We start from the raw sequence: 25,535 nt of genomic DNA, 5'->3' as shown, positions 1-25,535 counted from the left end.
CATCAAAAAACTGTAGCCGTGCAAAGCTTTTTAAACGATAACTTTTTGCTCACTAATAATACTGCCCGCAGGCTGTATTTTGAATATGCCGCTAATCTTCCGATAATTGATTACCATTGCCATTTGCCCCCGGTTGAAATAGCAGAGAACAAAATCTTTACTAACCTGACAGATATATGGCTCAAAGGCGACCATTATAAATGGCGGGCCATGCGGACCAATGGTGTTAACGAAGATTATATAACCGGCCGCAGCAGCGATTATGAGAAATTTGAAAAATGGGCAGCCACCATTCCGTATACCTTACGTAATCCCTTATATCACTGGAGCCACCTTGAGCTTCAAAAATATTTTGGAGTGAGCGATATTCTCTCTCCTGCTACAGCAAAAACTATTTACGATAAGTGTTCAGCCATGCTGCAACAGCCCAACTTTAGTACACGGGCGCTTATCAGCAGGATGAATGTGGAGGTTATTTGCACTACCGATGATCCTGTTGATGATCTGCACTATCACCAACAACTCCAAAGTTCAACTTTTGAAACAAAGGTTTACCCCACCTTCAGGCCCGATGAGGCCATGAATACCACAAATCTTAAAGCACTTAACGCTTACATAGATAAGCTTGCCGCTGTTACTGATATTGATATAAGTACTTATGATAATTACCTTACGGCTTTAAAATTACGTCATGATTATTTTGCTGCACATGGCTGTGTACTGTCTGATCATGGTATTGATCATGTGTATGCTGATGATTATACCGAAGCGGCCATTAACATTGTTTTTGGTAAGATACGAGCCGGTAACACAATAACCGTGGTTGAAGCAAGCCAGTTCAGATCGGCTTTATTATTTAAGATAGCCCGGTGGAACCATGAAAAAGGCTGGGCACAGCAACTACACCTGGGGGCCATGCGTAACATCAACAGCAAAGGCATGCACTATCTTGGTGCTAATACCGGTTGGGATGGCATAGGAGATTTTAGCCAGGCAACAGCGCTCGCCCGTTTTTTAGACAAGCTGAATGCCGAAAACGCGCTTGCCAAAACTATTGTATATAACCTTAACCCGGCGGATAATGAGGTTATAGCATCTGTAACAGGCTGTTTTAATGATGGCGAAATAGCGGGTAAAATGCAGTTCGGCTCGGCATGGTGGTTTCTTGATCAAAAGGATGGCATCACAAAACAGCTAAATTCCCTTTCAAACATCGGCCTCATCAGCCGTATGATAGGGATGCTTACCGATTCGCGCAGCTTTCTCTCCTATCCGCGGCACGAATATTTCAGGCGCGTATTATGCAACCTTTTTGGTGAGGATATAGAGCGCGGCGAATTGCCCGCTGATATAGAATGGACGGGCAAGATCATCAGTGATATATGCTATCACAATGCCCGCAATTATTTTAATTTTGGTTATTAATTATTTTGCCACATCGCCAAACAGGCCGCTGCTCAGGTAGCGATCGCCGCGGTCGCAGGCTATGAATACGATGGTACCGCTTTGCAGTGTCTTAGCCAGGTTAATAGCCGCCGTACAAGCGCCTCCGCTGCTCATGCCGGCAAAAATGCCTTCAACTTTGGCTAATTGGCGGGTCATGGCAACGGCTTCGGCCTCGTCAATATCTATAGTTTGATCTACACTGGCAGGGTTAAATATTTTAGGCAGATAAGCTTCGGGCCAGCGGCGTATACCGGGTATGGATGAACCTTCGGTAGGCTGGCAACCTACAATTTGTATATCCGTGTTTTTTTCTTTTAAATATTTAGAGCAGCCCATTATAGTGCCGGTAGTACCCATAGCGCTTACAAAATGGGTTATTTTACCCGCTGTGTCACGCCATAATTCAGGGCCGGTAGTTTTGTAGTGGGCCATATAGTTATCGGTATTGGCGAACTGGTTAAGCAGAAAATAGCCTGGGGTTACTCCTTTTTCTTCGGCATAATCACGGCAAACCTCAATACTTTCAAGCAAAGTAACTTTGGCACCGTAGGCTTCCATGGTAAGTGTACGCTCACGGGTTGAATTAGCTGGCATAACCAGCTCTATATCAAGGTCAAATAAACGGGCTATCATGGCAAGCGCAATGCCGGTATTACCGCTGGTGGCTTCAACCAGTTTGGTGCGTTCATTAATATCACCACGCTCAATAGCGCTGCGTATCATATTTAGTGCCGCCCTGTCCTTAACACTCCCGCCGGGGTTATTGCCTTCTAATTTGGCAAATACCTCAACATTGGGGTTAGGGTTAAGCTTTGCCAGTTTAACCAGTGGCGTATTGCCTATAAAATCGGTAACTGATGCCATTTCAATAATTATTCTTGTGTAACCTTTTGTATGGTGATCTTGGGGATATGATAAACCGTTGAATACGGCGCAACACTGTTGGTGAGCCATGCATTGCCGCCAATAATGCTATCGTGCCCTATTACGGTATTACCGCCCAGTATAGTGGCACCCGAATAGATGATCACCCTATCCTCAACATTAGGATGTCTTTTTATGCCTGACAAGCCCTTGCGAACGCTTAATGCACCGAGCGTTACGCCTTGGTAAAGTTTTACATACTTGCCTATAACGCAGGTTTCGCCAATAACAATGCCTGTACCATGGTCTATATGAAAGTACTCGCCTATTACAGCGGCGGGGTGTATATCAATACCTGTTTTTGAATGGGCATGCTCAGTTAATATCCTTGGGATAAAGGGTATATCAAAATTATACAGTATATGTGCTATGCGGTAAAAGCATATGGCATAAAAGCCCGGATAGGTACGTATAACTTCAAATTCGCTTTTGGCTGCAGGGTCGCCATCGTAAATGGCCTGTATATCGGTATTAAGGGTATCATATAATGATGGCAGATTATTAAAAAATTCCTCGGCCACTATTTTTCCGGTATCCGCGTCGGCATGGCCGCCTGTACTTAAAATAGTTGTAAGCTCATCACGCAATGTGGCCGAATATTTTTTTAACCCGCTAATGGAGTCAAACGCAAGTGTTGAGTGCTCTGGGTACAGCAAATAAATAACCTTTAGCGCCCAACCTGCAATCATATCATTTGAAGGGATTACCTGTTTTGCCCTCGGTTTACTGAGTAGTATTTTGTAAAAATCGTCATTCATATATTGGTGGTTCCGTTTGACGGTAAAGGCAAAAATACGTTTTTAGTTACTTACCCAATGTCATGTAAAAAACAAATAGGCTATTGATGTGCTAAACGTTAAATATTTAAAGCTAATAACGCCTGATACGGGTCGCCTTGCAAACCCAAAGCGATGGCAAAGGCAGGTTCAGTTTTATGGCCGTCTTTTTTAAGGTCGATGATCCTCTGTCTGAATTTTTCGCCATAGAGTTTCAGCAAGTTGTATTCAACTATCATGTGCCTGTAAGCGTATTGCAGTTGTGTGGGTATTGGCTGTCCAAATATTTCAATTTCCCAACCATCTAACATAAAGTTGGCTGTTACCTGCTCCCCTGCTTTATTATAATGGCAGGCAAAACCCTCCAGGTGTTCAAAGCATTTTTTTAACATCAGTACAAAATCTTCAGCATCCTTATAACAGCAAATAATGTCAAGGTCGCTGCTATCAATAGCTATGTTAATAGGTATGGTGCCGGTAAGTATAGGGTCGTATCCTGAAAGTGCCTTCATTAAACCATACTTGGTCAATGTAGCATAGGCGCTTTTTTGTCTTTCATTTCCGGTACTAAGGTAGTCAATAGTATCAAACATCTGCATCCTGTTTATGTTATAACTATATAATTATCCTTGTAAATAAATTTTATTACAATAATCAGGAATAGATTAATGTTTGTTTTATATAATTTTGGTGATAACAATATTACCGATTTGCCTTTTAGCACAGGTACATTGCAAGTATATAATCTTTTAGCGTTTTATCAGGAATGGACAATTCGGCGTTAGCCTCAAAAAATATTAATGACAGCCTGTTAATCCAGGTGCTCTCCTCATCTGTGCATGCTACTGCAATATATGTAAGCGAAGATTTGCATATAGGTTTTGTGAATGATGGCATGCTACAAATTTGGGGTAAGGATCGTTCTGTTACAGGTAAAACGTTTCAAGAGGCTCTGCCCGAAATAAAAGATCAGCCATTTACTGATTTGCTTAAACAGGTTTGGCGTACAGGTACAACCTACAGGGCCGAAAGTATGCCTGCCGCCCTGATGATTGATGGTGAACTGCAAACCTTTTATTTTGATTTTGAATACAGGGCCATTAAAAGCGACACCGGCGATGTATATAGCATTTTACATACAGCCACTGATGTTACCGAAGAGGTAAGGCGGGGAAAAGTTATTGTTGACAAAGAGGATCACGAGCAGGAGCTTTTTGAGGAGCTTGCCGCTTCTAACGAAGAGCTTACCGCTATCAATGAGGAATATTTAGCCACAAACGAAGAATTATCGGCTACTAATGAGGAGCTTACCGCAACCATTGAGGAGCTTGCGCAATCGCAAATGGATCTGCGTTACAGCAAATCAAAGGTAGATCAGATTCTTAATTCTCTTGCCGCGCCGGTGGTAGTACTACAAGGGCCTGAACATATTATTACATCTGTAAACCAGGCGATACTCAACTTTTGGAACAGAACGACCGATCAGGTTTTGGGCAAACCCATGCTGGAGGTATTTCCGGAGATGAAGGATCAGGTTTTTCCAAGCCTTTGGAATCATGTACTTGAAACCGGTGAAATTGTTGTTAAGGAAGAAATTGAAGTTTATTACAAACATCCTGTTGATGGCGAAAGACGGTTCTTGGCTGATTTTCATTACCAGCCATTACGGGATCTTGAGGGTAAGGTTAACCGGGTACTGGCTACAGTAATTGATAATACAGAACGTGCTTTAGCCCGTAAAGCGCTTGAAAAGGCTGAAGAACAATTGCGCCTGGCTATTGAATCATCAAAACTGGGTACATGGCACATTGATGCCAAAACTTATGAGTTTTTACCATCCATAAGGATGAAAGGCTTTTTTGGTTATGGTGAGGATGAGCACATGACTTACAATGATGCCCTTGCCATGATTAGCGATGATTGCCGCGATCGTGTTAAAATAGCCATGCGTAACGCCATAAACAAGGCTGCCCCTTTTGAAGAGGAATTCAGCCTTTGTACGCCGGGGAGCCAGCAACTACGCTGGGTTAAAGCTACGGGTAAGCTTTATGAAGATAAGGTTGACGGTAATAAGTACTTTTCGGGCACGTTGCTGGATATTACCGAAGCCAAAGAGGACGATATACGTAAAAATGATTTTATAGGCATGGTAAGCCATGAGCTGAAAACGCCGCTTACCTCATTGAATGCCTATTTGCAGATGCTTACTGCCAAAGCCCAAAAAGCTGAAGATACCTTTACCGCCCAGGCATTGGGCAAAGCAGGTACACAGGTTAAAAAAATGACCTCGCTGATAAATGGTTTCCTGAACGTATCGCGGCTTGAATCGGGCAAAATATATCTTGAAAAACAGAAATTTGATATTGAGCAACTGGTTGATGAAGTTGAGGATGAGATGAAACTGATAAACAGTAGCCATCCTATAATTTTTAACCGTTGTACGCCGGTTTTTGTGGAAGCTGATCGTGATAAAATTGGCCAGGTAGTAAATAATTTCCTTACTAATGCTATCAAATATTCGCCTAAAGGCACGTCAATAATTGTGGAGTGTGCCGAGGTTAACGGCCGTGTGCGGGTTACTGTGAAAGATCAGGGCATCGGTATACAGCCGCAGGACAGGCAAAAACTGTTTGACCGTTTTTATCGCGTTACCAATAAACAAACACAAACCATCAGTGGGTTTGGTATCGGCCTGTACCTTTGTGCCGAGATTATTAGCAGGCATGAGGGAGAAATAGGTGTTGAGAGCGAGCCGGGCGTAGGTTCAGCATTTTACTTTGAATTGCCGTCCGTTAATAACAATTAAGCCACATTAATTAATAATAAGTACAATACCACGCTCAAAAAGCGTGGTATTGCTATTTTTGCCGCATGGAGATCGAAGATAGAATACAACAGTCAGAAACACGTATGTTCAGGCCCATATTTCCGGGTGCTACAAACCATTACGATACGTTGCATGGCGGTAATGCCATGTTTATGATGGATGAAGCAGCTTTTATGGCTGCCACCCGCTTTAGCCGTAAACGTATGGTAACGGTATCGTCAGATCGTATCGATTTTAACAAACCCATTCCTGCCGGTACCATTGTTGAGCTTATTGCCAGGGTTATTCATGTAGGTAATACCAGCTTAAAAGTATTGGTTGAAATATTTATTGAAGAAATGTATTACGAGCACCGCGAAAAAGCCATTACCGGCACATTTACCTTTGTGGCTATTGATGAGCATAAAAACCCGGTAAAGGTTTTATAAAGCAGGCGGATAGGCCAATCGCTTAACATCAGGTACCTCAATAATGGTTTTATTGTAGCCCAATGTGGTCACGTTTATCATGGCATCACCCACTTCTTTAAGCGTGCTTGTTGCATTTGGCCAAAATGTTTTGATCACCGGGAAAAGCCAGCCAATATATTTATATAGTTTAAGCGTATTTTTTAATCCTGGTGTGGGTTTCATAAAGCCCGGCCTAAAGTTGTAAACCTTTTTAAAGGGAAGCTTCGCCAATTCATTTTCGGTGCGGCCTTTAACGCGGGCCCACATTACACTACCGGTTTCGCTACTGTCGGTACCGGCGCCTGATACATAGCAAAATACCATGTCCGGGTTTATGGCTGAAAGTGCTTTGGCAAAACCCATGGTTAAGTGGTAGGTAAGCCTGGTATATTCCTCCTCCCCTTTACCCACAGAGCTTACTCCCGCGCAAAAATAGCAGGCATTATAATCGCCAAGCTGGCCGGCAATGGCCGATATATCTGAAAGATCAGCATGAATGAGCTCTTTAAGTTTTGGATGCACCACACCGGATGGGTGTCGATTTATAAGCAAAACGGCTTCAACGTGGTGGTTGTTAAGGCACTCGTGCATAACGCCCTCGCCTACCATGCCGGTTGCACCTGTAATTATGGCTTTTATTTTCATGTAAACTTTTTATAGGTTGTGTACTTATATAAACGATTTGGCGACGTTAAGATTTTAAATAATTTTACATATTAAGTTTTCACTATGCTCAAAGTATCGGCACTGTACATCTATCCCATAAAATCATTAGGAGGCATTGAGCTACAACAGGCGGAAGTTACCGACCGTGGCCTGAAGTACGATCGCCGATGGCTGCTTGTTGATAGTGATAACCGTTTTATGACCCAGCGTGATTATGCCGTTATGGCTTTGTTAAAAGTAGCCCTTATGCCCGAAGGTTTACTAATTACACATACGCCTGATGCCGATACAATAGTGATACCGTTTGAGCCGCATACCGATGATAAATTTGATGTGACCATTTGGGAAAGCACTTGTCTGGCTGTAAGGGTGAGTGATGAAGCAGATGCCTGGTTTAGCCGTGTGCTAAAAATGCCTTGTAAAATGGTATACATGCCCGAAGATACCCGCCGTAAGGTTGACCCGCGATATGCTCATCATGGAGAGATTACCACCTTTGCTGATGACTACCCCTTTTTATTGATTGGTGAGCAGTCACTGATTGATCTTAACAGTCGTTTAAAAGAACCATTGCCCATGAACCGCTTCAGGCCGAATATTGTATTTAGCGGCGGCGAACCTTACGCTGAGGATATCATCAATGATTTTACCATAAACCATATCGGCTTTCAGGGTGTAAAACTTTGCGCCCGTTGTGTAATGACCACTATTGATCAGGAAACCGGTGTGAAAAATAAGGAACCGTTGAAAACCCTGTCGGGTTATCGCCGTAAGGACAAAAAGATACTGTTCGGGCAAAATGTTATTCATAGAGGTACGGGAATTATCTCCGTTGGTGATCAATTAACAAACATCAGCCTGCACAATGAAGAGCGCTTCATGGTATGATGCGCAGATATTGTAAGTAAATTATTACCCCATAAAAAAGGTATTCTTTATATATAACATATATCTTTGCGAATTGTATCTTTAAACGATGCTGTCGAAAAAAACAAAGTACGCTATTAAAGCTTTGGTTGTTCTGGGTAAAAACACAGACAAACCACCTATGCAGATCTCAAAGATCGCGGAGGAAGAACGCATACCAAAAAAATTCCTTGAACAAATACTGCTTGACCTGCGTAATGCCGGTTTTTTATACAGTAAAAAAGGCGCAGGAGGCGGTTACAGCCTTAATAAGGACCCGAAGGATATTTACCTGGTAAGCATCATGCGTATAACCGATGGCCCTATTGCTATGGTGCCTTGCGCCAGCCTCAATTTTTATCACAAATGCGATGAATGCCATCAGGAAACCACCTGCGGCATACGCAGCGTATTTGTTGATGTACGTGATGCTACGCTCAAAATACTCTCAGAAACCAGCATAGCCGATATTATTGCGCGAGAAAACACCCTGATAACCAATATATAGCATAGGGCTTAAAATTCATACTAATGTAATTTGATAATAAAGTCTATAATTTCCCTATAGAATATATATATTTGTGACATTATGATAATTACTTATATTTATATGCAAACGATGTGCTGCTGCTGGCAGAACACATATTATGGGCTATAAGTATAAAACAAGCGATATTAACGCCTCTTTAGCCATAAGCAAAAGGGGCTTTTTTATAAAATAACCACCAACTTAATTATGCAAAGCTTCAGAACAGAACTGGAGAACCCTGTAGTTGAAAAAGATATTATCGATCTTGAACGGAAGATACGCCTGTTCAGAGAAGGTAAGATACACGATGAAAAGTTCAGAAGCCTGCGCCTTGCGCGCGGCGTTTACGGTCAGCGCCAACCGGGTGTACAAATGGTACGTATTAAGCTACCTTTCGGTAAGGTTACCTTTAAACAGTTGCTTACTATTGCCGATATATCTGATGAATACGGCAGCGGCAACCTGCATTTAACCACTCGTCAGGATATACAGATACATTATGTAAGTCTTGACCGTACGCCCGAACTTTGGGCAAGGCTTGAGCAGGATGACATTACCCTCCGCGAAGCCTGCGGTAATACCGTGCGTAATGTAACGGCTGCCCCTACCGCGGGTATCGACCCGAAGGAGCCTTTTGATGTATCGCCATACGCGCACGCAACTTTTGAGTATTTTTTGCGTAATCCTATCTGTCAGGAAATGGGCCGTAAGTTCAAAATGTCATTTTCAGCTACTGATAGTGATGAGGCTTTCAGCTATATCCATGACCTGGGTTTTATTCCTAAGGTAAATGCCAATGGTGAGCGAGGTTTTAAAGTGTTACTTGCAGGCGGACTCGGCGCACAGCCATTTTTGGCAAGCGCTGTAGAAGAGTTTTTGCCCGAGGATCAACTAATTCCTTATATCGAATCGGTTATCCGTGTGTTTGATCGTTATGGCGAACGTAACAACCGCAACAAGGCCCGTTTAAAATATTTGGTACAAAAACTTGGTTTAGATGAGGTTTTAGGCCTGGCAAAAGAAGAGCGTGTGGCCAACAAGGTAAAAACTTATCCTATCAACCGCGAAGCACTCCCCCAGCCTGCTTTACCCAATACCACAATTTATGCTGATGCACAACCGGTAAACCCGTTGCGTTACGAACAATGGCTGGCTACCAATGTATTTGAGCAAAAGCAGGAGGGATTTTATGGTGTTTACATTAAAGTACCTGTTGGGGATATTGATACAACTACAGCACGCAAACTGGTTGATGTGTTAAAACCATTGGTTGCGGATGAGCTGCGCATCACCCAAAACCAGGGGTTGTTATTAAAATACGTACGTAAGGAAGCTTTAACAGCTTTATACAATGGGTTAACTGAACTTGAACTATCAGCACCGGGTTTTGACAGCGTGGCCGATGTAACTACCTGCCCCGGTACTGATACCTGTAACCTGGGCATATCAAACAGCATGACCATGGCTCGTGTACTCGAGAATGTGATTTACACCGAGTACGAGGATTTTATCTACAATCGTGAGATCAAGATCAAAATAAGCGGCTGTATGAATTCCTGCGGTCAACATGGTTTGGCACATATCGGCCTGCATGGCAGCTCGTTAAAAGCCGGAACCAAGGTTTTACCATCAGTACAGGTAATGCTTGGCGGCGGCACCGTTGGCAATGGCGTTGGCCGTGTTGCCGAACGCGTAGTAAAGGTACCTGCAAAAAGGGCTACCAGTGTTTTACGCTCGTTATTGGATGATTATAAGGCAAATTCAATTACAGACGAAACTTACCACGGTTATTATGACCGCCAGGGTAAAGATTATTTTTACCGCTTATTAAAACCCCTTGCTGACCTGACCAACTTAACAGAAGAAGAGTTTGTTGACTGGGGCCACGAGGAAACATTTGTAACCGCTATAGGCGTTGGCGAATGTGCCGGTGTGGTGATCGATCTGGTGGCTACGCTGCTATTTGAATCTGAAGAAAAGTTAGGTTGGGCTAATGAAGCCTATGCTGAAAGCCGCTGGGCTGATGCTATTTATCACGCTTACAGCGTATTCGTTAGTTCAGCTAAAGCGTTGTTGCTTGATAAAGGCATAAACAGTAGTACACAGGCAGGTGTTATCAAAGAGTTTGACGCGCAATATGTTGAAACGGGTGAATTTGTACTTGATGCAACTTTTACTGATCTTGTTTTGCAGATCAACAAGAACGAACCATCTGAGGAGTTCGCTACAGCCTACCTGGCACAGGCAACTCAATTTTTAAATGACAGCAAAGCGAAAAGGGAGGCTTTGGTAAAATAATGAATAACAACAAACAAAATATAAATCCACGTATCACCTTAGTGGGCGCAGGTCCCGGTGATGCCGAATTGATCACTATTAAAGGTATCAAAGCTTTACAAACTGCGGATGTAGTTTTGTATGATGCTTTGGTGAACGATGAATTGCTTGACCTTGCCCCCGCGCATTCAATCAAAGTGTATGTGGGCAAACGTTCAGGCGATCAAACCCATTCTCAGGCCAGCATCAATCAATTAATGGTTGACTATGCCTTTAACTATGGCCACGTGGTGCGTCTTAAAGGTGGCGATCCGTTTGTATTTGGCCGCGGTTTCGAGGAGATTGAATTTGCGGCTCAGCATAATATACAGGCGCAGGTTGTACCTGGCATATCAAGCTCAATAGGTGTACCCGAGTTGCAGCAAATCCCAGTTACCCACCGTGGTTTAAGCGAGAGCTTCTGGGTGGTTACAGGTACAACTGCAAGCGGTAAAATATCATCTGATTTAATTGATGCCTCAAAAAGTAAGGCTACCGTAGTTGTGCTTATGGGGATACATAAACTGGCTGAAATTACCCAATTATTTAAGGCTGAAGGTAAAAACAGCTTGCCCGCAGCGGTAATTCAAAGCGGTACTACTGTTAATGAAAAAATAGCTGTTGGCACCGTTGATACCATAGTTGCTGCCGTTGCCGAAAAGAACATCAGCTCGCCCGCGCTCATTGTATTTGGCGAAGTAGTATCACTGCATCCTGAGTTTAAACAGATTAAAGCATTTTATGACACAGTTGCCTGAAGATAATAATGTAAAACCTGTTGAGCATGATAAAAGCAAGGGGAATCAACTTTTCCCGGTTTTTATCAAGCTTAATAAATTGCATACAGTGGTTATTGGTGCCGGTAACGTTGGTTTAGAAAAACTTACGGCTGTGCTAAAAAATAGTCCGCATGCAAGGGTTACCGTTATTGCCAGGGCAATATTACCTGAAATACACGCGCTTGCTGCCGAATATTCAGGGGTAAGTGTAGTAAACAAGAGCTTTGCAGAGTATGATCTGGATAATGCTGATCTGGTTATTGCAGCTACCGATGACAGCGACCTGAACAACTACATTTGCCAGGCAGCACATGATCGTAAGTTATTGGTAAATGTTGCCGATAAACCTGATCTATGCGATTTCTACCTGAGCTCTATTGTACAAAAGGGCAATCTTAAAATAGCTATCTCAACTAACGGCAAATCCCCTACGGTGGCCAAACGCATCAAGGAGTTCCTTAACCGTGAGATACCTGACGAGATAGATGATACTTTGCAACAAATGAATGAGTTGCGCGATTCGCTTAAAGGTGATTTTGCGTATAAAGTGCGCCAGTTAAATGCCGCTACGGCTGTATTGGTTGAATCAAAAAAGCCCAAACCGGGTAACAGGCTTTTTGTACGCTGGCTTATTTGGTTAACCTCTATAGTTTGTATTATTATAGCCCTTATCTCGGTTTGGAACAAGGAACCGGCCTTCCAAAACTATGTACAAAACATCGACCCGATGTTCTATTATTTCCTTGGTGCCGGGTTTGTTTTTGCTATGATTGATGGATCTATCGGAATGTCATACGGCGTAACCTCGCAAACCTTTTCTATATCTATGGGCATACCACCGGCTTCGGCAAGTATGGGGGTGCATTTATCAGAAATATTAAGTTGCGGTATAGCAGGCTGGATGCATTACCGAATGGGGAACGTAAACTGGAAATTATTTAAGCTGCTGATTATCCCGGGCATTATCGGTGCTACTACAGGCGCCTATTTGCTGTCATCATTAGAACACTACAGCCAATACACAAAGCCTTTTGTATCTTTATACACATTGATATTAGGTTTGGTAATACTATCCAAAGCATTTAAAAGTGCCACCAAAAAATCGGCCGATAAGATAAAGAAGATTGGCTTATTAGGCTTGGGTGGTGGTTTTATAGATGCTGTAGGTGGCGGTGGTTGGGGCTCTATTGTTTTATCTTCACTGATAGCAGGAGGCAGACACCCACGTTTTTCTTTAGGTACAGTAAAATTATCAAGGTTTTTTATAGCTATATTAAGTTCAGCTACTTTTATTTTTATGCTTAGCGGCATACAATGGAATGCTGTAGCAGGTTTAATTATTGGCAGCGCTGTAGCATCTCCCATAGCGGCTAAAATATCCAATAAAATATCAGCAAAGGTAATTATGGTTGCCGTAGGTATTATTGTTGTGCTTGTCAGCTTTAAAAATATTTATGGTTTTATTGAAAAAATACTGAGTTAAAATGAGTGAGCTAACTCAATATATTAAACAAGAAATAGCAGGGTTAGAACCGATTGAGGCCTTGCGCTTTTTAGCGGGGCACTTCCCTGCCGAGATCGTTTTTTCAACCAGTTTTGGCTGGGAAGACCAGGTGATCACCCACATGATATTCACCAATAACTTGCCTATAAAAGTATTCACGCTTGAAACAGGACGGATCTTCCCGGAAACCTATTATGTATGGAACCGCACCATGGAAATGTACCGCAAGCCGATATTTGCTTACTACCCTGACCACTCGCTGGTTGAGGCTATGGTGAACCAAAAGGGTCCGAGCAGTTTTTATGAGTCGGTTGAGAACCGAAAGGAATGCTGCGGCATACGTAAGATAGAGCCCTTAAAACGCGCCCTTGCAGGTAACAAATGCTGGGTAACCGGTATCCGTGCCGATCAATCGGCCAATCGCCAGGATATGGATAACCTGGAATGGGACGAAGTGAATAACATTTTAAAATATCATCCTATTTATAGCTGGACTTTAGATGATGTAAAGGCTTACATCAAAAAATACAATGTTCCGTACAATACATTGCATGACAGGGGTTTCCCGAGCATTGGCTGCCAGCCTTGCACCCGCGCCGTACAGGAAGGCGAGGATTTTCGCGCGGGCCGCTGGTGGTGGGAAGATCAATCAAAAAAGGAATGCGGCCTTCATGCTGTAAAATAATATATAACCACCAAATGAGTACTAACAACCACCTGGATTACTTAGATGAGCTTGAAGCAGAAGCGATATACATTCTGCGCGAGGTGGCGGGGCAATTTGAAAAACCCGCGCTGCTTTTTTCTGGCGGTAAGGATTCTATTACTTTAGTTCGATTAGCTGAAAAGGCTTTTCGCCCGGGTAAGTTCCCTTTTCCCCTGGTACATATTGATACCGGCCACAATTTTATTGAAACAATTGATTATCGCGACAGGATGATAGAACGCCTTGGCGAGAAATTGATCATTGGCCACGTACAGGATTCAATAAATGAAGGTAAAGTAGTTGAACAAAAAGGTAAAAATGCCAGCCGTAACGCCTTACAAACTGTTACCCTGCTTGATACTATAGCTAAACACCAGTTTGATGCCTGTATTGGCGGTGCCCGTCGTGATGAGGAGAAAGCACGCGCCAAGGAGCGCATATTCTCAGTACGTGATGAATTTGGCCAATGGGACCCAAAACGCCAGCGCCCCGAATTATGGAACCTCTATAATGGTAAAATACACAAAGGCGAAAACGTTAGGGTATTCCCTATCAGTAACTGGACAGAACTTGATGTTTGGAACTATATCCGCAGAGAGAAAATAGAACTCCCTTCCATATACTTCGCGCACGAGCGTGATTGTATCACCCGCAATGGCCAGTTGATGGCAGCATCCCCTTTCCTTAATATGGATGAGGAAGATGTTGTAGAGCGCCGAAATGTGCGTTTCCGTACCGTGGGCGATATGACTTGTACTGCGGCTGTTGAATCATACGCTTATCAAATTGATGATATTATTAACGAGATCAGCGAATCAAAAATAAGCGAGCGTGGTGCGCGTATGGACGACAAGGTATCAGAAGCGGCCATGGAAGACCGCAAGAAAGGGGGCTATTTTTAATATGGATATTTTAAAGTTTATAACAGCGGGTAGTGTTGATGATGGTAAAAGTACCCTTATTGGCCGCCTGTTATATGATAGTGAAGCTATCTTAGCCGATCAGTTAGAGGCGCTGCATGCCTCGAACCGTAAAAACGACGATGGCACTATTGACCTTGCCATATTAACCGATGGCCTCAAAGCCGAACGTGAACAAGGAATTACCATTGATGTGGCCTACAAGTATTTTAATACCGATAAGCGCAAATTTATTATTGCCGATGCGCCCGGACACATTCAATACACCCGCAACATGGTTACAGGCGCCAGTAATGCCGGTTTGGCTATCATCCTGATCGATGCGCGTAAAGGTGTTATTGAGCAAACCATTCGACACTCATTTCTGGTATCATTATTAGGCATCCCGCAGGTAGTGGTTTGTATTAATAAAATGGATATGCTCGACTATAATGAGGAAGCATATAATCAAATAGTTAACAACTACAAAGCACTTGCTGAAAAGGTTGAGCTAAATAATGTTAAGTTCATACCCGTCAGTGCGTTAAAGGGCGATAACATTGTGCATAGCTCAATCAATATGCCATGGTACAAAGGTGAAAGCCTACTGGATTATTTGGAGAATGTTGACATAAAAGTTGACAATTCCGCCGCACACGCACGCTTGCCGGTACAATGGGTAATTCGCCCGCAAACTGATGAATTGCATGATTATCGTGGCTATGCCGGTCGTGTGGCCAGTGGCAGCTTTAGGGTGAATGACCCGGTTACGGTTTTACCTTCAGGGTTTACCAGCAGCATCGCTAAAATTGAGCAACTGGATGCAGATCCTGTTGAAGCAAGTACCGGCATGTCTGTAACTATCCACCTGGCTGATGATATTGATATAAGCCGCGGCGACCTGCTGGTAAACAGTGCCGAGCAGCCGCAGGTAGCTCAATTAATTGAAGCCGACCTTTGCTGGATGGATACCCGCCCGTTAGATAGTACCCATACCTACCTGGTACAGCATAACAGCAAAGTAACCCGATGCCGTATAAGCGAGGTATTATACAAGGTGAACATTAACACGCTCGAAAAACAGTACGATGAGGAATTTAAACTCAACGACATAGGCCGCATCGTAATTAAAACGGCTGATGCACTGGCATTTGATCCTTACCAAAAAAACAAAGCCAATGGTGGCGCTATCATTATTGATAGCCGTACCAATGTAACCGTAGGTGCTTTGATGCTGCGTTCAGCAGTTGATTGAGATATCACTAATAATATAAATCAATAAGCAGTGATTAAAGATCAGTTAATTTGATTTTTGATCACTGCTTTTTTTATACTTTATTAATCTGTTATTATCAAGCCAATATATAAATAAAAAAGGCTGCAACAGTTAAGGTGCAGCCTTTTGCTATATATGTTATAGGGTGTAGCTTATTTTACTTGTTGAAAGTAGTATACTGCCGAAGTTGGAGCAACGCGAACTAAGATCTCGTTCTTGTCGTTTTTCAGATCAACAAAGTGTTGGATGCCATCACCGGTGTTCAGTTCAATAACCTGACCTACAGTGTAATCTTTGTAACGTGAAGCGATCTCTTTTTGAGCACGTGCTGAGATAGCTTTATAATTAACTTGCCTGGTTGTACCAAGATACTCGCCATTCAGGTTATAAAAAGCGGTCATTTTAACACCGTCTAAAGTAAACTCTGCTTTTTGAGTGCTTTCAGTTACAGTCCAGGTAACGTTTTCAGCACCACTGTAATCTGATTTGAATTGGTTGATAACAGCGTAAGATACGTTTGCGTTTTTGTCGTCATCTGCTGATACTTTTTTATCGGCTGCAAAAGCACCTGTAACTAATAAACCGATAATTGCTGGTATAATTAATAACTTTTTCATTGTCTTGTTGTGTTAATTTTAAATCCATAACAAATATCGGTTATAAATATCAATTATGTAAATTATGTACAACTTTTATAAAAATTTAATAATTATATGTATTTTATTTTAAATATTTTAAAAAATAAATGATTAGATAGTGTATAATTTACAATATCATAAATTTTTGAGCTAATTAATAGTGTACAAAGTACAATAAGCCTGTCATTAAAATGTAAAACACAGGTTAGATAAACAGTTTTAGCAAGCAATATTGGCAACAAACCTAAAGATGCTGATAATGAATATAAATTATTGACTGTTAAGATCTTTAACATAGATTAGAAAAAGATGCAGTGCTTTCCGCTTTTCGTCGGTCAATAAATAATCTATTTTGTTGAGCAGGTAATCCTCAATATCAAAGTCGTCCCTGTGAGGCAATTCCTTAAATAATTCAGGCCGGTTATCTAACCCAAATTTTAGTATTGTGTTAAATTCTTCAATAAAACCGGCAGGTATGGGTTTGTTTGATATCCATGCGGCAAACACGAAAGGCAAACCGGTAAATTTTTGCCACTCCCCGGCCAAATCATATACGTAAGAATACTTGTCCGCCTTGCCAAAAGTCCTGTCGCCTATCTGTACAAAGGCTGTATCAGGGCTTGCTGATAAACTGTAATCCTTTGCATCAATAATTAGTTCAGGGTTAATCCTCCAAAAGTTTTTGAGCAGTACCCTCGCCAGGTTATTTGAGCTGCGCGATTGGGGGTCAAGCTGAAGATATTTTACATCATGAATATCGCAATTACTGAATATGAATACCGAGGCTACCGGACCATTAGCACCAATACAATAATCGGATACGATGTGCCATTCGGGCATATTAAGTGTAGCGGCAACTGGTATAAGGCCTATGTCTGCTTTATCGTCTATCAGCTTTTGGGCGCAGTCCGCCGGAATATCTAAACTCAGATCAATTTTATTAATAAAGTCGGTATGTTGTATACCATATATAAATGGTGTGGTGTTAGTATAGCTAACAGCAGAAATACGGATCTTTTTCACGAGTACGTTCAGGCCTGCTTTAAGTGCAGGGCATTATTAAAGTCAACAATATCAAATTTTTGGCCGTCAAAAGTAACTTTGTACAGCACAAGGTTTTGGTGCGGAAAGTTATCCATTTCGGTAAGTGGCCGCTCGGTAAGCAGGCACATCAGCAGCCTCATGGCGCGGCCATGCATACATACCAATACATTTTTTTCTTCCGGATGTGATAAAATTACTTTCAGGGCTTCCTCCTGCCTTAACTTTACCTCGTTAGGGCTTTCACCGCCTTCTATCTTGGCATCCAGGTTACCGTCAAGCCAGTTACGCATCAGGTCTAAAAAAGCCGATTTATTTTCGGGCGTGCTGGGCTGCCCTTCCAGCCTGCCCCAGGCCAATTCATCAAGCCCGGCAAGTTTCTCGTAAGGTATGCCCTGATCAATAAATTGTTGTATGCTCTGCTGCGTACGCTTTAATTCAGATATATAGATCTTATCAAAAGGAACCTGCTTGTATGCCTCATAAAACAAGGCGGCCTGCGCCCGGCCTTCCTCGTTCAAATCAGTATTCATTCCCCGTCCCTGCACAATCCCCTGCTTATTCAGATCGGTTTGCCCATGGCGGACAATGTATAGTGTTTTTTGTATCATTCTTTTTTTGGAGCTTAAAGCGATTTTAGCCTAAAGCTTAAAGTCCAAAGCTTAAAGCTTTTATTCTTTTGTAGAATCGGCTTTGAGCATCTACCTTTTCGCTTTCACCTTTCTGCTTTTACCTTTCTTCTTTCATCTTAATTAACCACCGGGAGTTTATAAAACTTAGGTTTGCTTTCTTCGGCAAATACATGGTCTTTAAAATCGGTAACTACGTTGTATAAAGTATCGCGCTCGATGGGATGACGGCCAACTTGCTTTATCAGTTCAACCAGTTCTTTGGTGCTCATGGCCGGATGCTGTTCTTCCGCTCCTGCCATTGAGTAGATCTTGGTGGTATCGTCAAGCGTACCATCAATATCATCCACACCAAAATTTAGCGAAAGTTGTGCAGTATTCCTGCTGATCATGGCCCAATAAGCCTTGATATGGTCAAAATTATCCAGGTAAATACGTGCGATGGCATAATTGCGCAGATCCTCCAATACGGTTGATTCCGGCACATCAGACATCTGGTTATCCTGGTTACGAAATTTTAACGGGATGAACGTTTGAAAACCACCGGTACGATCTTGTAACTGACGCAGGCGTTCCATGTGGTCAACCCGGTGCCAGTACTTTTCAATATGCCCGTATAGCATGGTAGCGTTTGAGCGCATACCCAGTTTATGCCATTCCTCGTGTATCTGCAGCCACTGGTCGCCGGTACATTTGTCTTTAGCGATCAGGTCGCGCACTTCCGGGTGAAATATCTCCGCACCACCACCCGGCATTGACTCAAGGCCGGCATCCTTCATCAACTGCATACCTGTGGCGTAATCAATTTTAGCCTTTTTAAATATGTAATGATATTCAACCGGCGTTAAGGCTTTAACATGCAGATCAGGGCGGTGCTGTTTTATACGGGTAAACAGTTCAGCATAAAATGGCACATCGTATTGCGGCAATACACCACCTACAATATGCACCTCGGTAACAGGCTCGTTATCATATTTTTTTACAATATCGAGCATCTCTTCCATCGTGTATTCCCACCCTTCGCCACGTTGTTTTATCAGGCGCGAATAGGAGCAGAATTTACAATCGTACACACACAGGTTAGTGGGTTCGATGTGGAAGTTACGGTTGAAATAAGTTTTATCGCCGTGTTTGGCGTTGCGTATATAATTCGCTAAAGTGCCAAGATAGCCCAATTCAGCTTTTTCATATAACAGCACACCCTCGTCAAAGCTGATGCGTTGCAGGTTGAGTACCTTTTGTGCAATGTCTTTTAAATCAGCAGATAAGTTAGGATCATTAAGTAATACCTGTAAACTATCTGGGTTTTGCATTCAATAAAAGTTTTACCAAAGGTAGTAAAATGCACAAAAACTACAGGTATTATGGCAGCCTTATTCCATAAACATGGCCGTTATTGACATTGTTTTTACATATGTGTTGCCACATATAATTACTAAACAAACACTTAGTTTGTTCTTTTAACATAGGTTGATGAAAACCCATCGTTCACATTATCAGCCAGTATGATGGTATCCTTTACCATTTTGGTAATTACAAGCGGTATGGCATTAACAGTGGTATCAGGATTGATGATGTACAGCGGCTCAGTTGAGTAGATGGTTTTGTTTTTGGTTATGGTGTAATGGTATTGCTGGGTTACCACATTATTCTTATAAAACAGCAGTTCATTGTTCTTAAACTCAATATGTAATATATAGCGTGCGGTTTCGGGCGTGGTGTTTATTCCGGCAAAGCCTCCGGTGGTTCGCTTCCAGTCCCACTGGCCGGTTAGGTTTTCAGGATCAACAGATTGTTCATTGTTACTAATCTGCGTTGCTTTACATGCAAAAAGGGAAACCGCTATTAAAACAGCAAATATTGCATTTTTCATTATTCAGGTTTTTTATCAATACGTACATTTACCGCCGAACGCTACAAATATTGCTATGAAGATAGAAACCATTGCCATACATGCCGGCAACCATCCGGATAAAGCTTCGGGTTTAGTGATACAACCCATCACCACATCAACAACCTTTACCAGGAATGCTGACGGCCAATACCCATCAGGGCATATTTATAGTCGTTCGTCAAACCCTAACCGTACATCGTTAGAGAATGTTTTGGCTCAAATTGAAGGCGGTGCGGATGCGGCTGCATTTTCATCAGGTAATGCGGCGGGTATGGCCGTATTTCAATCTCTGCAACCGGGCACACATATTATTTTACCTGATGATATGTATCATGGCCTGCGCAACCAAATTAAAAACCTGTTTGCTGGTATACTGGAGTTTGATTTTATTGATGTAAACGATGAAAGCGTTTTGCAACAACACATCAAACCTAACACCCGCGTTATCTGGATAGAAACGCCATCAAACCCCTTATTAAAGCTTACTGATATTAAAAAGGTAGTTGCTATAGCCCATGCTAAAGGTATAAAAGTGGTAAGCGATAATACATTTGCCACCCCATTATGCCAGCAGCCACTCGCCTTAGGTGCCGACCTGGTGATGCACTCGACCACCAAATATTTTGGCGGCCACAGCGACCTTATGGGTGGCGCTTTGATTACGGCTGAGGATAATGATTGGTGGCAAAAGATACGCCAGGTACAGGAAATGGGCGGCGCTATACCCTCGCCTGCTGATTGTTATTATTTGGTGCGGAGTATTAAAACATTGCCATACCGCGTTCGCGGGCATGTATATAATGCACAGCGGCTCGCGGATTTTTTAGAAAATCACGAAAAAGTAGAAAGGGTGATGTATCCGGGCCTTGCTTCGCATCCGCAACATGAACTGGCTTCGGCACAAATGGGTTTATATGGTGGTATGTTATCCTTTTTAGTAAAAGGTGGGCAAAATGAAGCAAGCAAAGTTATTAATGCCCTCAAGTTGTTTACCCAGGCTACCAGTTTAGGCGGCGTTGAAAGCTTGATAGAGCATCGCGCGCTGGTTGAGGGGCCTGACACCAAAACGCCGTTTAGTCTGCTGCGTGTATCTGTCGGGCTGGAGCATATTGACGACTTGATAGCAGATATAAAACAGGCTTTAGAAAGTTTTTAGTGATAAAAACAAATTAAATTTGGAAGCAAATGTTTTTTTAACATACATTTGCAACAATATTTGGCAGCAAATATTTAAGATCAACACCCCTCAAAAAGGTTTGGTTTATAAAGAAGCGGCGAGAGAACAGGCTCAATTACCCGCTGGCAACCCTTCAGCAACTGAAGAAGGTGCCAATTCCTGCCCCGGAAGAATAACCCCGGGAAATATAAATTAACAAACAAAATGAAAAGTTTATTTAGCATTCTCAAAAACGTACTACAGTATAATCAATATGGTTTAAACCGTTGTTGCTGTATGTGCATGTGTTGCTGCTAAGCCACACTATTTTGCACGCTGACCTTCACTTTTTGTAATACGCGTGTAACCATAAGGGATCACTACACCCTGGTGCTAAACAACAAAACATTAACCTTTTAAAAATTAAATCTTAAAAACCATGTCTGCTACAAACCTTAAATTCGAAACATTACAATTACATGCCGGTCAGGAAGTTGATGCCACAACAGGCGCACGTGCCGTACCACTGTACCAAACTACCTCCTACGTATTTAATAATGCCGAGCATGGCGCAAACCTGTTTGCGTTAAAGGAGTTCGGTAACATATATACCCGCCTGATGAACCCCACTACCGACGTATTTGAGAAACGCGTAGCGGCTTTAGAAGGTGGTGTTGCAGCATTGGCCACCGCATCAGGCCAGGCAGCGCAATTTTTAGCGCTTAATAACATTTTGCAAACCGGCGATAACTTTGTTACATCGCCATTTTTATACGGTGGTACATACAATCAGTTCAAGGTATCATTTAAACGCCTGGGTATTGAGGCTCGTTTTGCTAAGGATGATACCGCTGAAAGTATTGAAGCTTTAATAAATGCCGGCACAAAAGCCATCTACCTGGAAACCGTCGGCAATCCTGAATTTAATATACCAGATTTTGAAAAGATAGCAGCCGTTGCTAATAAGCACGATCTGCCTTTAATTGTTGATAATACATTTGGTGCTGCCGGTTACCTGTTTCGCCCGTTTGAGCATGGCGCGCATGTGGTAGTACAATCAGCCACTAAGTGGATTGGCGGCCACGGCACCAGCATTGGCGGTGTAATTGTTGATGGTGGTAACTATAACTGGGGTAATGGCAAATTCCCGCAGTTCACCCAACCGTCTGATGGTTATCATGGCCTGATATTTAACGATGTTTTTGGCATTGGCGGTCCGTTTGGTAATATTCAATATATCATCCGTGCGCGGGTTGAGGGTTTGCGTGATTTCGGTCCGTCGCAATCGCCTTTTAATTCATGGTTATTGATACAGGGGTTAGAAACCCTCTCGTTACGTGTACAGCGCCATGTTGACAATACCCTTGAGTTAGCCAAATGGCTCGAGCAGCATCCGTTGGTAGCAAAAGTAAATTATCCCGGCCTTACATCTTCACCTTACCATCATCTTGCAAAAAAATACCTGCGCAATGGTTTTGGCGCTGTACTCACTTTTGAAGTTAAGGGCGACAAAGCCAATGCCTCTGCCGTGATAGATAATTTGCAACTGGTAAGCCATTTAGCTAATGTAGGTGATGCTAAAACATTGATCATACAACCGTCGGCAACTACACACCAGCAATTAAGTGATGCTGAACAACTTGCAGCAGGCGTTACGCCGGGTTTACTGCGCGTGGCTGTAGGTATTGAACATATTGACGATATAAAGGCTGATTTTGAACAGGCATTAGCCAAAATAAAACATACATGAACCGAGCCTTGCATAGGCTTGCTGATATAGATTTATACTGATGCTCCCGGCCTGGCCGGGAGCTTAATAACAACAAATGAGTACTGAAATATACAGGTATACACAAAAATTTACGCTTGAATGTGGTAAGGAGTTACATGAACTTGAAATTGGCTTTAATACCTATGGTAAGCTTAACGCCAACCGCGACAACGTAGTTTGGGTATGCCATGCGCTAACTGCTAATTCAGATGTGCTTGACTGGTGGAAGGGGCTGTTTGGTGCAGAAGATTTTTTTAACCCGGATGAGCATTTTATAGTATGTGCCAACATTTTAGGTTCACCTTACGGTACCACACATCCGCTTAGTTTAAATCCGGAGAACGGTGAGCCATATTACCTTGATTTTCCTGAAATAACTATTCGTGATATGGTACAGGCACACCGCCTGTTAGCCGGGCACCTGGGCGTAGACAAGATAAATATACTGATAGGCGGATCATTAGGCGGCCAGCAAGCTATGGAGTGGGCTATTGTTGAGCCTGACAGGATAAAAAACCTGATACTGATTGCCACCAATGCCAAACATTCGGCATGGGGTATTGCCTTTAATGAGTCGCAACGCCTGGCTATCAGCGCCGACCCTACATTCTATGAAAATACGCCGCAGGGCGGATCTGCCGGTCTGAAGGCTGCACGCAGCATAGCCCTGCTATCATACCGTGGTTATAAAACCTACAACATAACCCAGCAGGAAGATAGTGATAGCCTTACCGACGGATACAAATCAGCCAGTTATCAAAATTACCAGGGCCAAAAACTGGTTAACCGTTATAATGCCTACAGTTACTGGTATTTAAGCAAGGTAATGGATTCGCACAACGTAGGCCGTAACCGTGGCGGTGTAGATAAGGCGTTGAGCCTTATCAAGGCTAAAACGCTGGTTATCGGCATAACATCCGATGTGTTATTCCCGATTGATGAGCAGCGTTATTTATTTCAGCACATTCCTAAAGCGGCATTTGCCGAATTTGATTCCTTTTACGGGCACGACGGATTTTTAATTGAAACAGAAGCACTAACTAATATTATTACATCATTCCTGAAAACTGACGTAAAGGGAAAAATTATTGAATTGCAACGTATAGCATAATGAGCAAGAAACTTACTATAGGATTATTTGGTTTTGGCGTAGTTGGACAAGGTTTATATGACATCATAAAAACAAAGAACCTGAACCTTGAGATCGTTAAGATCGCTATTAAAAACCCTGAAAAAAAACGTACACTACCTGCCGAGCTTTTTACTACCGACAGGGATGAGATACTGAATAATCCGGAAATAAATACAGTGATCGAGCTGATCAATGAAACCGACGCCGCTTTTGAGATCGTATCAACAGCCCTGAAATCAGGTAAGAATGTGGTATCAGCCAGTAAAAAAATGATCGCCACTTACCTTGATGAATTATTGGCTATACAGCACGAATACGGCACATCATTACTTTATGAAGGCGCGGTTTGCGGCAGTATACCTATCATCCGTAACCTTGAAGAATATTACGATAATGAATTGCTGCACTCAATATGCGGTATCTTCAATGGTTCATCAAACTATATACTATCAAAAGGCTATCTGGAAAATCTGGATTACGCAAGCGCTTTAAAGCAGGCACAGGATTTGGGCTTTGCCGAAACCGACCCAACCATGGATGTTGGTGGTTATGATGCCAAATTTAAACTGGTGATAGCCGCCGCGCATGCTTACGGGGTAATTGTAAAACCCGAAGAAGTATTAAACATTGGTATCCAAAACCTATCGGCCAATGACCTGCAATATACCCGCGAAAAAAATCTGAAAATAAAGTTGGTACCGGTTGCCAAAGAGCTTGACGACCGCCACGTGGCTTTGTTTGTACTGCCCAAATTGGTTAACGAAAGCGAGTTTTTATATAATGTAGAATACGAGTACAACGGCGTAATAGTACAGGCTGCTTTTGCTGATCAGCAATTCTTTTTCGGTAAAGGCGCGGGTGGCCATCCTACGGGTGCAGCCGTACTTTCGGATGTTGCGGCACTGCGTTATGATTACCATTACGAGTACAAAAAAGCCAAAGAAAAAGGCAGCCTTACATTTACCAACGATATTAAACTAACGGTTTACCTGCGCTATACAGATGAAAGCCTTGTTGAAGAGCTTGGCTTTGAACATATATTTGAACGCTACGTATCCGACGGTTTTAAATATGTTATCGGAAAAGTAAATCTGCAAAATCTGATCTCGAATCAATCCCGTATATCTGATAGTAAAGCGTTTATCGCTTTCGCCGATCAGCTAACAGGGGTCAGCTTAGCTACGGCAAAAACGCAAGCAGCCGAATTGGTGTAAACCTGTAGGTGTCTGTAAAGCAAAAAGAGCTCCGATCAGTCGGAGCTCTTTTTGTTT

General features: G+C 42.5%; 24 protein-coding genes and 1 riboswitch. Of the genes, 15 read left to right on the top strand and 9 right to left on the bottom strand.

The window, feature by feature from the left end; all coding sequences use genetic code 11:
* Nucleotides 1–18: 18 nt before the first annotated feature.
* On the top strand, nt 19–1,425 hold the full coding sequence (gene uxaC / locus LJ707_RS03750; RefSeq protein WP_228949404.1) for a glucuronate isomerase: 1,407 nt from the start codon (nt 19–21) through the stop codon (nt 1,423–1,425).
* Here the strand turns inward: uxaC and cysM are convergent, their stop codons facing one another.
* The 3 genes from cysM to LJ707_RS03735 all read right to left on the bottom strand — a co-directional run bounded on the left by cysM (nt 1,426) and on the right by LJ707_RS03735 (nt 3,745).
* A complete protein-coding gene (gene cysM, locus LJ707_RS03745) occupies nt 1,426–2,310 on the bottom strand; it encodes a cysteine synthase CysM (protein ID WP_228949402.1) in 885 nt (294 codons plus the stop codon). It lies immediately after the preceding gene.
* An 8-nt stretch (nt 2,311–2,318) separates the two neighbouring features.
* Entirely contained in the window at nt 2,319–3,128 is an 810-nt protein-coding gene (gene epsC / locus LJ707_RS03740) for a serine O-acetyltransferase EpsC (RefSeq protein WP_228949401.1), read from the bottom strand.
* Nucleotides 3,129–3,226: 98 nt separating this feature from the next.
* Nucleotides 3,227–3,745: a DUF4269 domain-containing protein gene (locus tag LJ707_RS03735; protein ID WP_228949397.1), complete on the bottom strand. Its 519-nt coding sequence runs from the start codon at nt 3,743–3,745 to the stop codon at nt 3,227–3,229.
* 167 nt (nt 3,746–3,912) lie between these two features.
* Here LJ707_RS03735 and LJ707_RS03730 point away from each other — a divergent pair, with 167 nt between their 5' ends.
* Together LJ707_RS03730 and LJ707_RS03725 are read left to right on the top strand one after the other, a co-directional pair.
* Nucleotides 3,913–5,952: an ATP-binding protein gene (locus LJ707_RS03730; protein ID WP_228949395.1), complete on the top strand. Its 2,040-nt coding sequence runs from the start codon at nt 3,913–3,915 to the stop codon at nt 5,950–5,952.
* A gap of 65 nt (nt 5,953–6,017) precedes the next feature.
* Nucleotides 6,018–6,401, top strand: coding sequence for an acyl-CoA thioesterase (locus LJ707_RS03725; protein WP_228949394.1), 384 nt, complete (start codon nt 6,018–6,020; stop codon nt 6,399–6,401).
* On the opposite strand, the gene LJ707_RS03720 is transcribed toward LJ707_RS03725, so the two are convergent.
* Nucleotides 6,396–7,067, bottom strand: a complete 672-nt coding sequence (locus LJ707_RS03720; protein WP_228949393.1) for an NAD-dependent epimerase/dehydratase family protein — start codon at nt 7,065–7,067, stop codon at nt 6,396–6,398. The genes LJ707_RS03725 and LJ707_RS03720 overlap by 6 nt on opposite strands.
* A gap of 84 nt (nt 7,068–7,151) precedes the next feature.
* Here LJ707_RS03720 and LJ707_RS03715 point away from each other — a divergent pair, with 84 nt between their 5' ends.
* From LJ707_RS03715 to LJ707_RS03680, 8 genes are all read left to right on the top strand, one after another.
* Nucleotides 7,152–7,976, top strand: coding sequence for an MOSC domain-containing protein (locus LJ707_RS03715; protein WP_228949392.1), 825 nt, complete (start codon nt 7,152–7,154; stop codon nt 7,974–7,976).
* An 88-nt stretch (nt 7,977–8,064) separates the two neighbouring features.
* On the top strand, nt 8,065–8,502 hold the full coding sequence (locus LJ707_RS03710; RefSeq protein WP_228949391.1) for an Rrf2 family transcriptional regulator: 438 nt from the start codon (nt 8,065–8,067) through the stop codon (nt 8,500–8,502).
* A 228-nt stretch (nt 8,503–8,730) separates the two neighbouring features.
* The gene (locus tag LJ707_RS03705; RefSeq protein WP_228949390.1) at nt 8,731–10,821 is read left to right on the top strand and encodes a nitrite reductase; all 2,091 of its coding nucleotides are present in this window, start codon (nt 8,731–8,733) and stop codon (nt 10,819–10,821) included.
* On the top strand, nt 10,821–11,597 hold the full coding sequence (gene cobA, locus LJ707_RS03700) for a uroporphyrinogen-III C-methyltransferase (RefSeq protein ID WP_228949389.1): 777 nt from the start codon (nt 10,821–10,823) through the stop codon (nt 11,595–11,597). Before LJ707_RS03705 ends, cobA begins: the two co-directional genes overlap by 1 nt.
* Nucleotides 11,581–13,101, top strand: a complete 1,521-nt coding sequence (locus LJ707_RS03695) for a TSUP family transporter (protein WP_228949388.1) — start codon at nt 11,581–11,583, stop codon at nt 13,099–13,101. Before cobA ends, LJ707_RS03695 begins: the two co-directional genes overlap by 17 nt.
* Nucleotide 13,102: 1 nt before the next feature.
* Entirely contained in the window at nt 13,103–13,807 is a 705-nt protein-coding gene (locus LJ707_RS03690; protein ID WP_228949385.1) for a phosphoadenylyl-sulfate reductase, read from the top strand.
* 14 nt (nt 13,808–13,821) lie between these two features.
* A complete protein-coding gene (gene cysD / locus LJ707_RS03685) occupies nt 13,822–14,730 on the top strand; it encodes a sulfate adenylyltransferase subunit CysD (protein ID WP_228949383.1) in 909 nt (302 codons plus the stop codon).
* A 1-nt stretch (nt 14,731) separates the two neighbouring features.
* Nucleotides 14,732–15,982, top strand: a complete 1,251-nt coding sequence (locus LJ707_RS03680) for a sulfate adenylyltransferase subunit 1 (protein WP_228949381.1) — start codon at nt 14,732–14,734, stop codon at nt 15,980–15,982.
* Nucleotides 15,983–16,155: 173 nt separating this feature from the next.
* Here LJ707_RS03680 and LJ707_RS03675 read toward each other — a convergent pair whose 3' ends face one another.
* The 5 genes from LJ707_RS03675 to LJ707_RS03655 all read right to left on the bottom strand — a co-directional run bounded on the left by LJ707_RS03675 (nt 16,156) and on the right by LJ707_RS03655 (nt 20,184).
* On the bottom strand, nt 16,156–16,620 hold the full coding sequence (locus tag LJ707_RS03675; RefSeq protein ID WP_228949380.1) for a hypothetical protein: 465 nt from the start codon (nt 16,618–16,620) through the stop codon (nt 16,156–16,158).
* 291 nt (nt 16,621–16,911) lie between these two features.
* Nucleotides 16,912–17,664, bottom strand: a complete 753-nt coding sequence (locus LJ707_RS03670; RefSeq protein ID WP_228949378.1) for a menaquinone biosynthesis protein — start codon at nt 17,662–17,664, stop codon at nt 16,912–16,914.
* Between the two features lie 8 nt (nt 17,665–17,672).
* Entirely contained in the window at nt 17,673–18,293 is a 621-nt protein-coding gene (locus LJ707_RS03665; RefSeq protein WP_228949376.1) for a histidine phosphatase family protein, read from the bottom strand.
* A gap of 137 nt (nt 18,294–18,430) precedes the next feature.
* Nucleotides 18,431–19,624 carry an aminofutalosine synthase MqnE gene (gene mqnE, locus LJ707_RS03660; protein ID WP_228949375.1) on the bottom strand — a complete coding sequence of 398 codons (1,194 nt, stop codon included), beginning with the start codon at nt 19,622–19,624 and terminating at the stop codon, nt 18,431–18,433.
* 134 nt (nt 19,625–19,758) lie between these two features.
* The gene (locus LJ707_RS03655) at nt 19,759–20,184 is read right to left on the bottom strand and encodes a hypothetical protein (protein WP_228949374.1); all 426 of its coding nucleotides are present in this window, start codon (nt 20,182–20,184) and stop codon (nt 19,759–19,761) included.
* 55 nt (nt 20,185–20,239) lie between these two features.
* Here LJ707_RS03655 and LJ707_RS03650 point away from each other — a divergent pair, with 55 nt between their 5' ends.
* The 4 genes from LJ707_RS03650 to LJ707_RS03635 all read left to right on the top strand — a co-directional run bounded on the left by LJ707_RS03650 (nt 20,240) and on the right by LJ707_RS03635 (nt 25,478).
* Nucleotides 20,240–21,361: a PLP-dependent aspartate aminotransferase family protein gene (locus tag LJ707_RS03650; RefSeq protein WP_228949373.1), complete on the top strand. Its 1,122-nt coding sequence runs from the start codon at nt 20,240–20,242 to the stop codon at nt 21,359–21,361.
* 102 nt (nt 21,362–21,463) lie between these two features.
* Nucleotides 21,464–21,576: riboswitch (SAM riboswitch) on the top strand.
* 224 nt (nt 21,577–21,800) lie between these two features.
* Nucleotides 21,801–23,111 carry an O-acetylhomoserine aminocarboxypropyltransferase/cysteine synthase family protein gene (locus LJ707_RS03645; RefSeq protein WP_228949372.1) on the top strand — a complete coding sequence of 437 codons (1,311 nt, stop codon included), beginning with the start codon at nt 21,801–21,803 and terminating at the stop codon, nt 23,109–23,111.
* 76 nt (nt 23,112–23,187) lie between these two features.
* A complete protein-coding gene (gene metX, locus LJ707_RS03640) occupies nt 23,188–24,243 on the top strand; it encodes a homoserine O-acetyltransferase (RefSeq protein ID WP_228949371.1) in 1,056 nt (351 codons plus the stop codon).
* A complete protein-coding gene (locus tag LJ707_RS03635; protein WP_228949370.1) occupies nt 24,243–25,478 on the top strand; it encodes a homoserine dehydrogenase in 1,236 nt (411 codons plus the stop codon). The genes metX and LJ707_RS03635 overlap by 1 nt, the downstream gene beginning before the upstream one ends.
* Nucleotides 25,479–25,535: the final 57 nt, after the last annotated feature.

This window comes from Mucilaginibacter sp. UR6-1 (genome assembly GCF_020880975.1).
GTDB lineage: Bacteria > Bacteroidota > Bacteroidia > Sphingobacteriales > Sphingobacteriaceae > Mucilaginibacter.
Note: the sequence above shows the minus strand (reverse complement) of the source record. Positions and strands in the feature narration are given on the sequence as shown.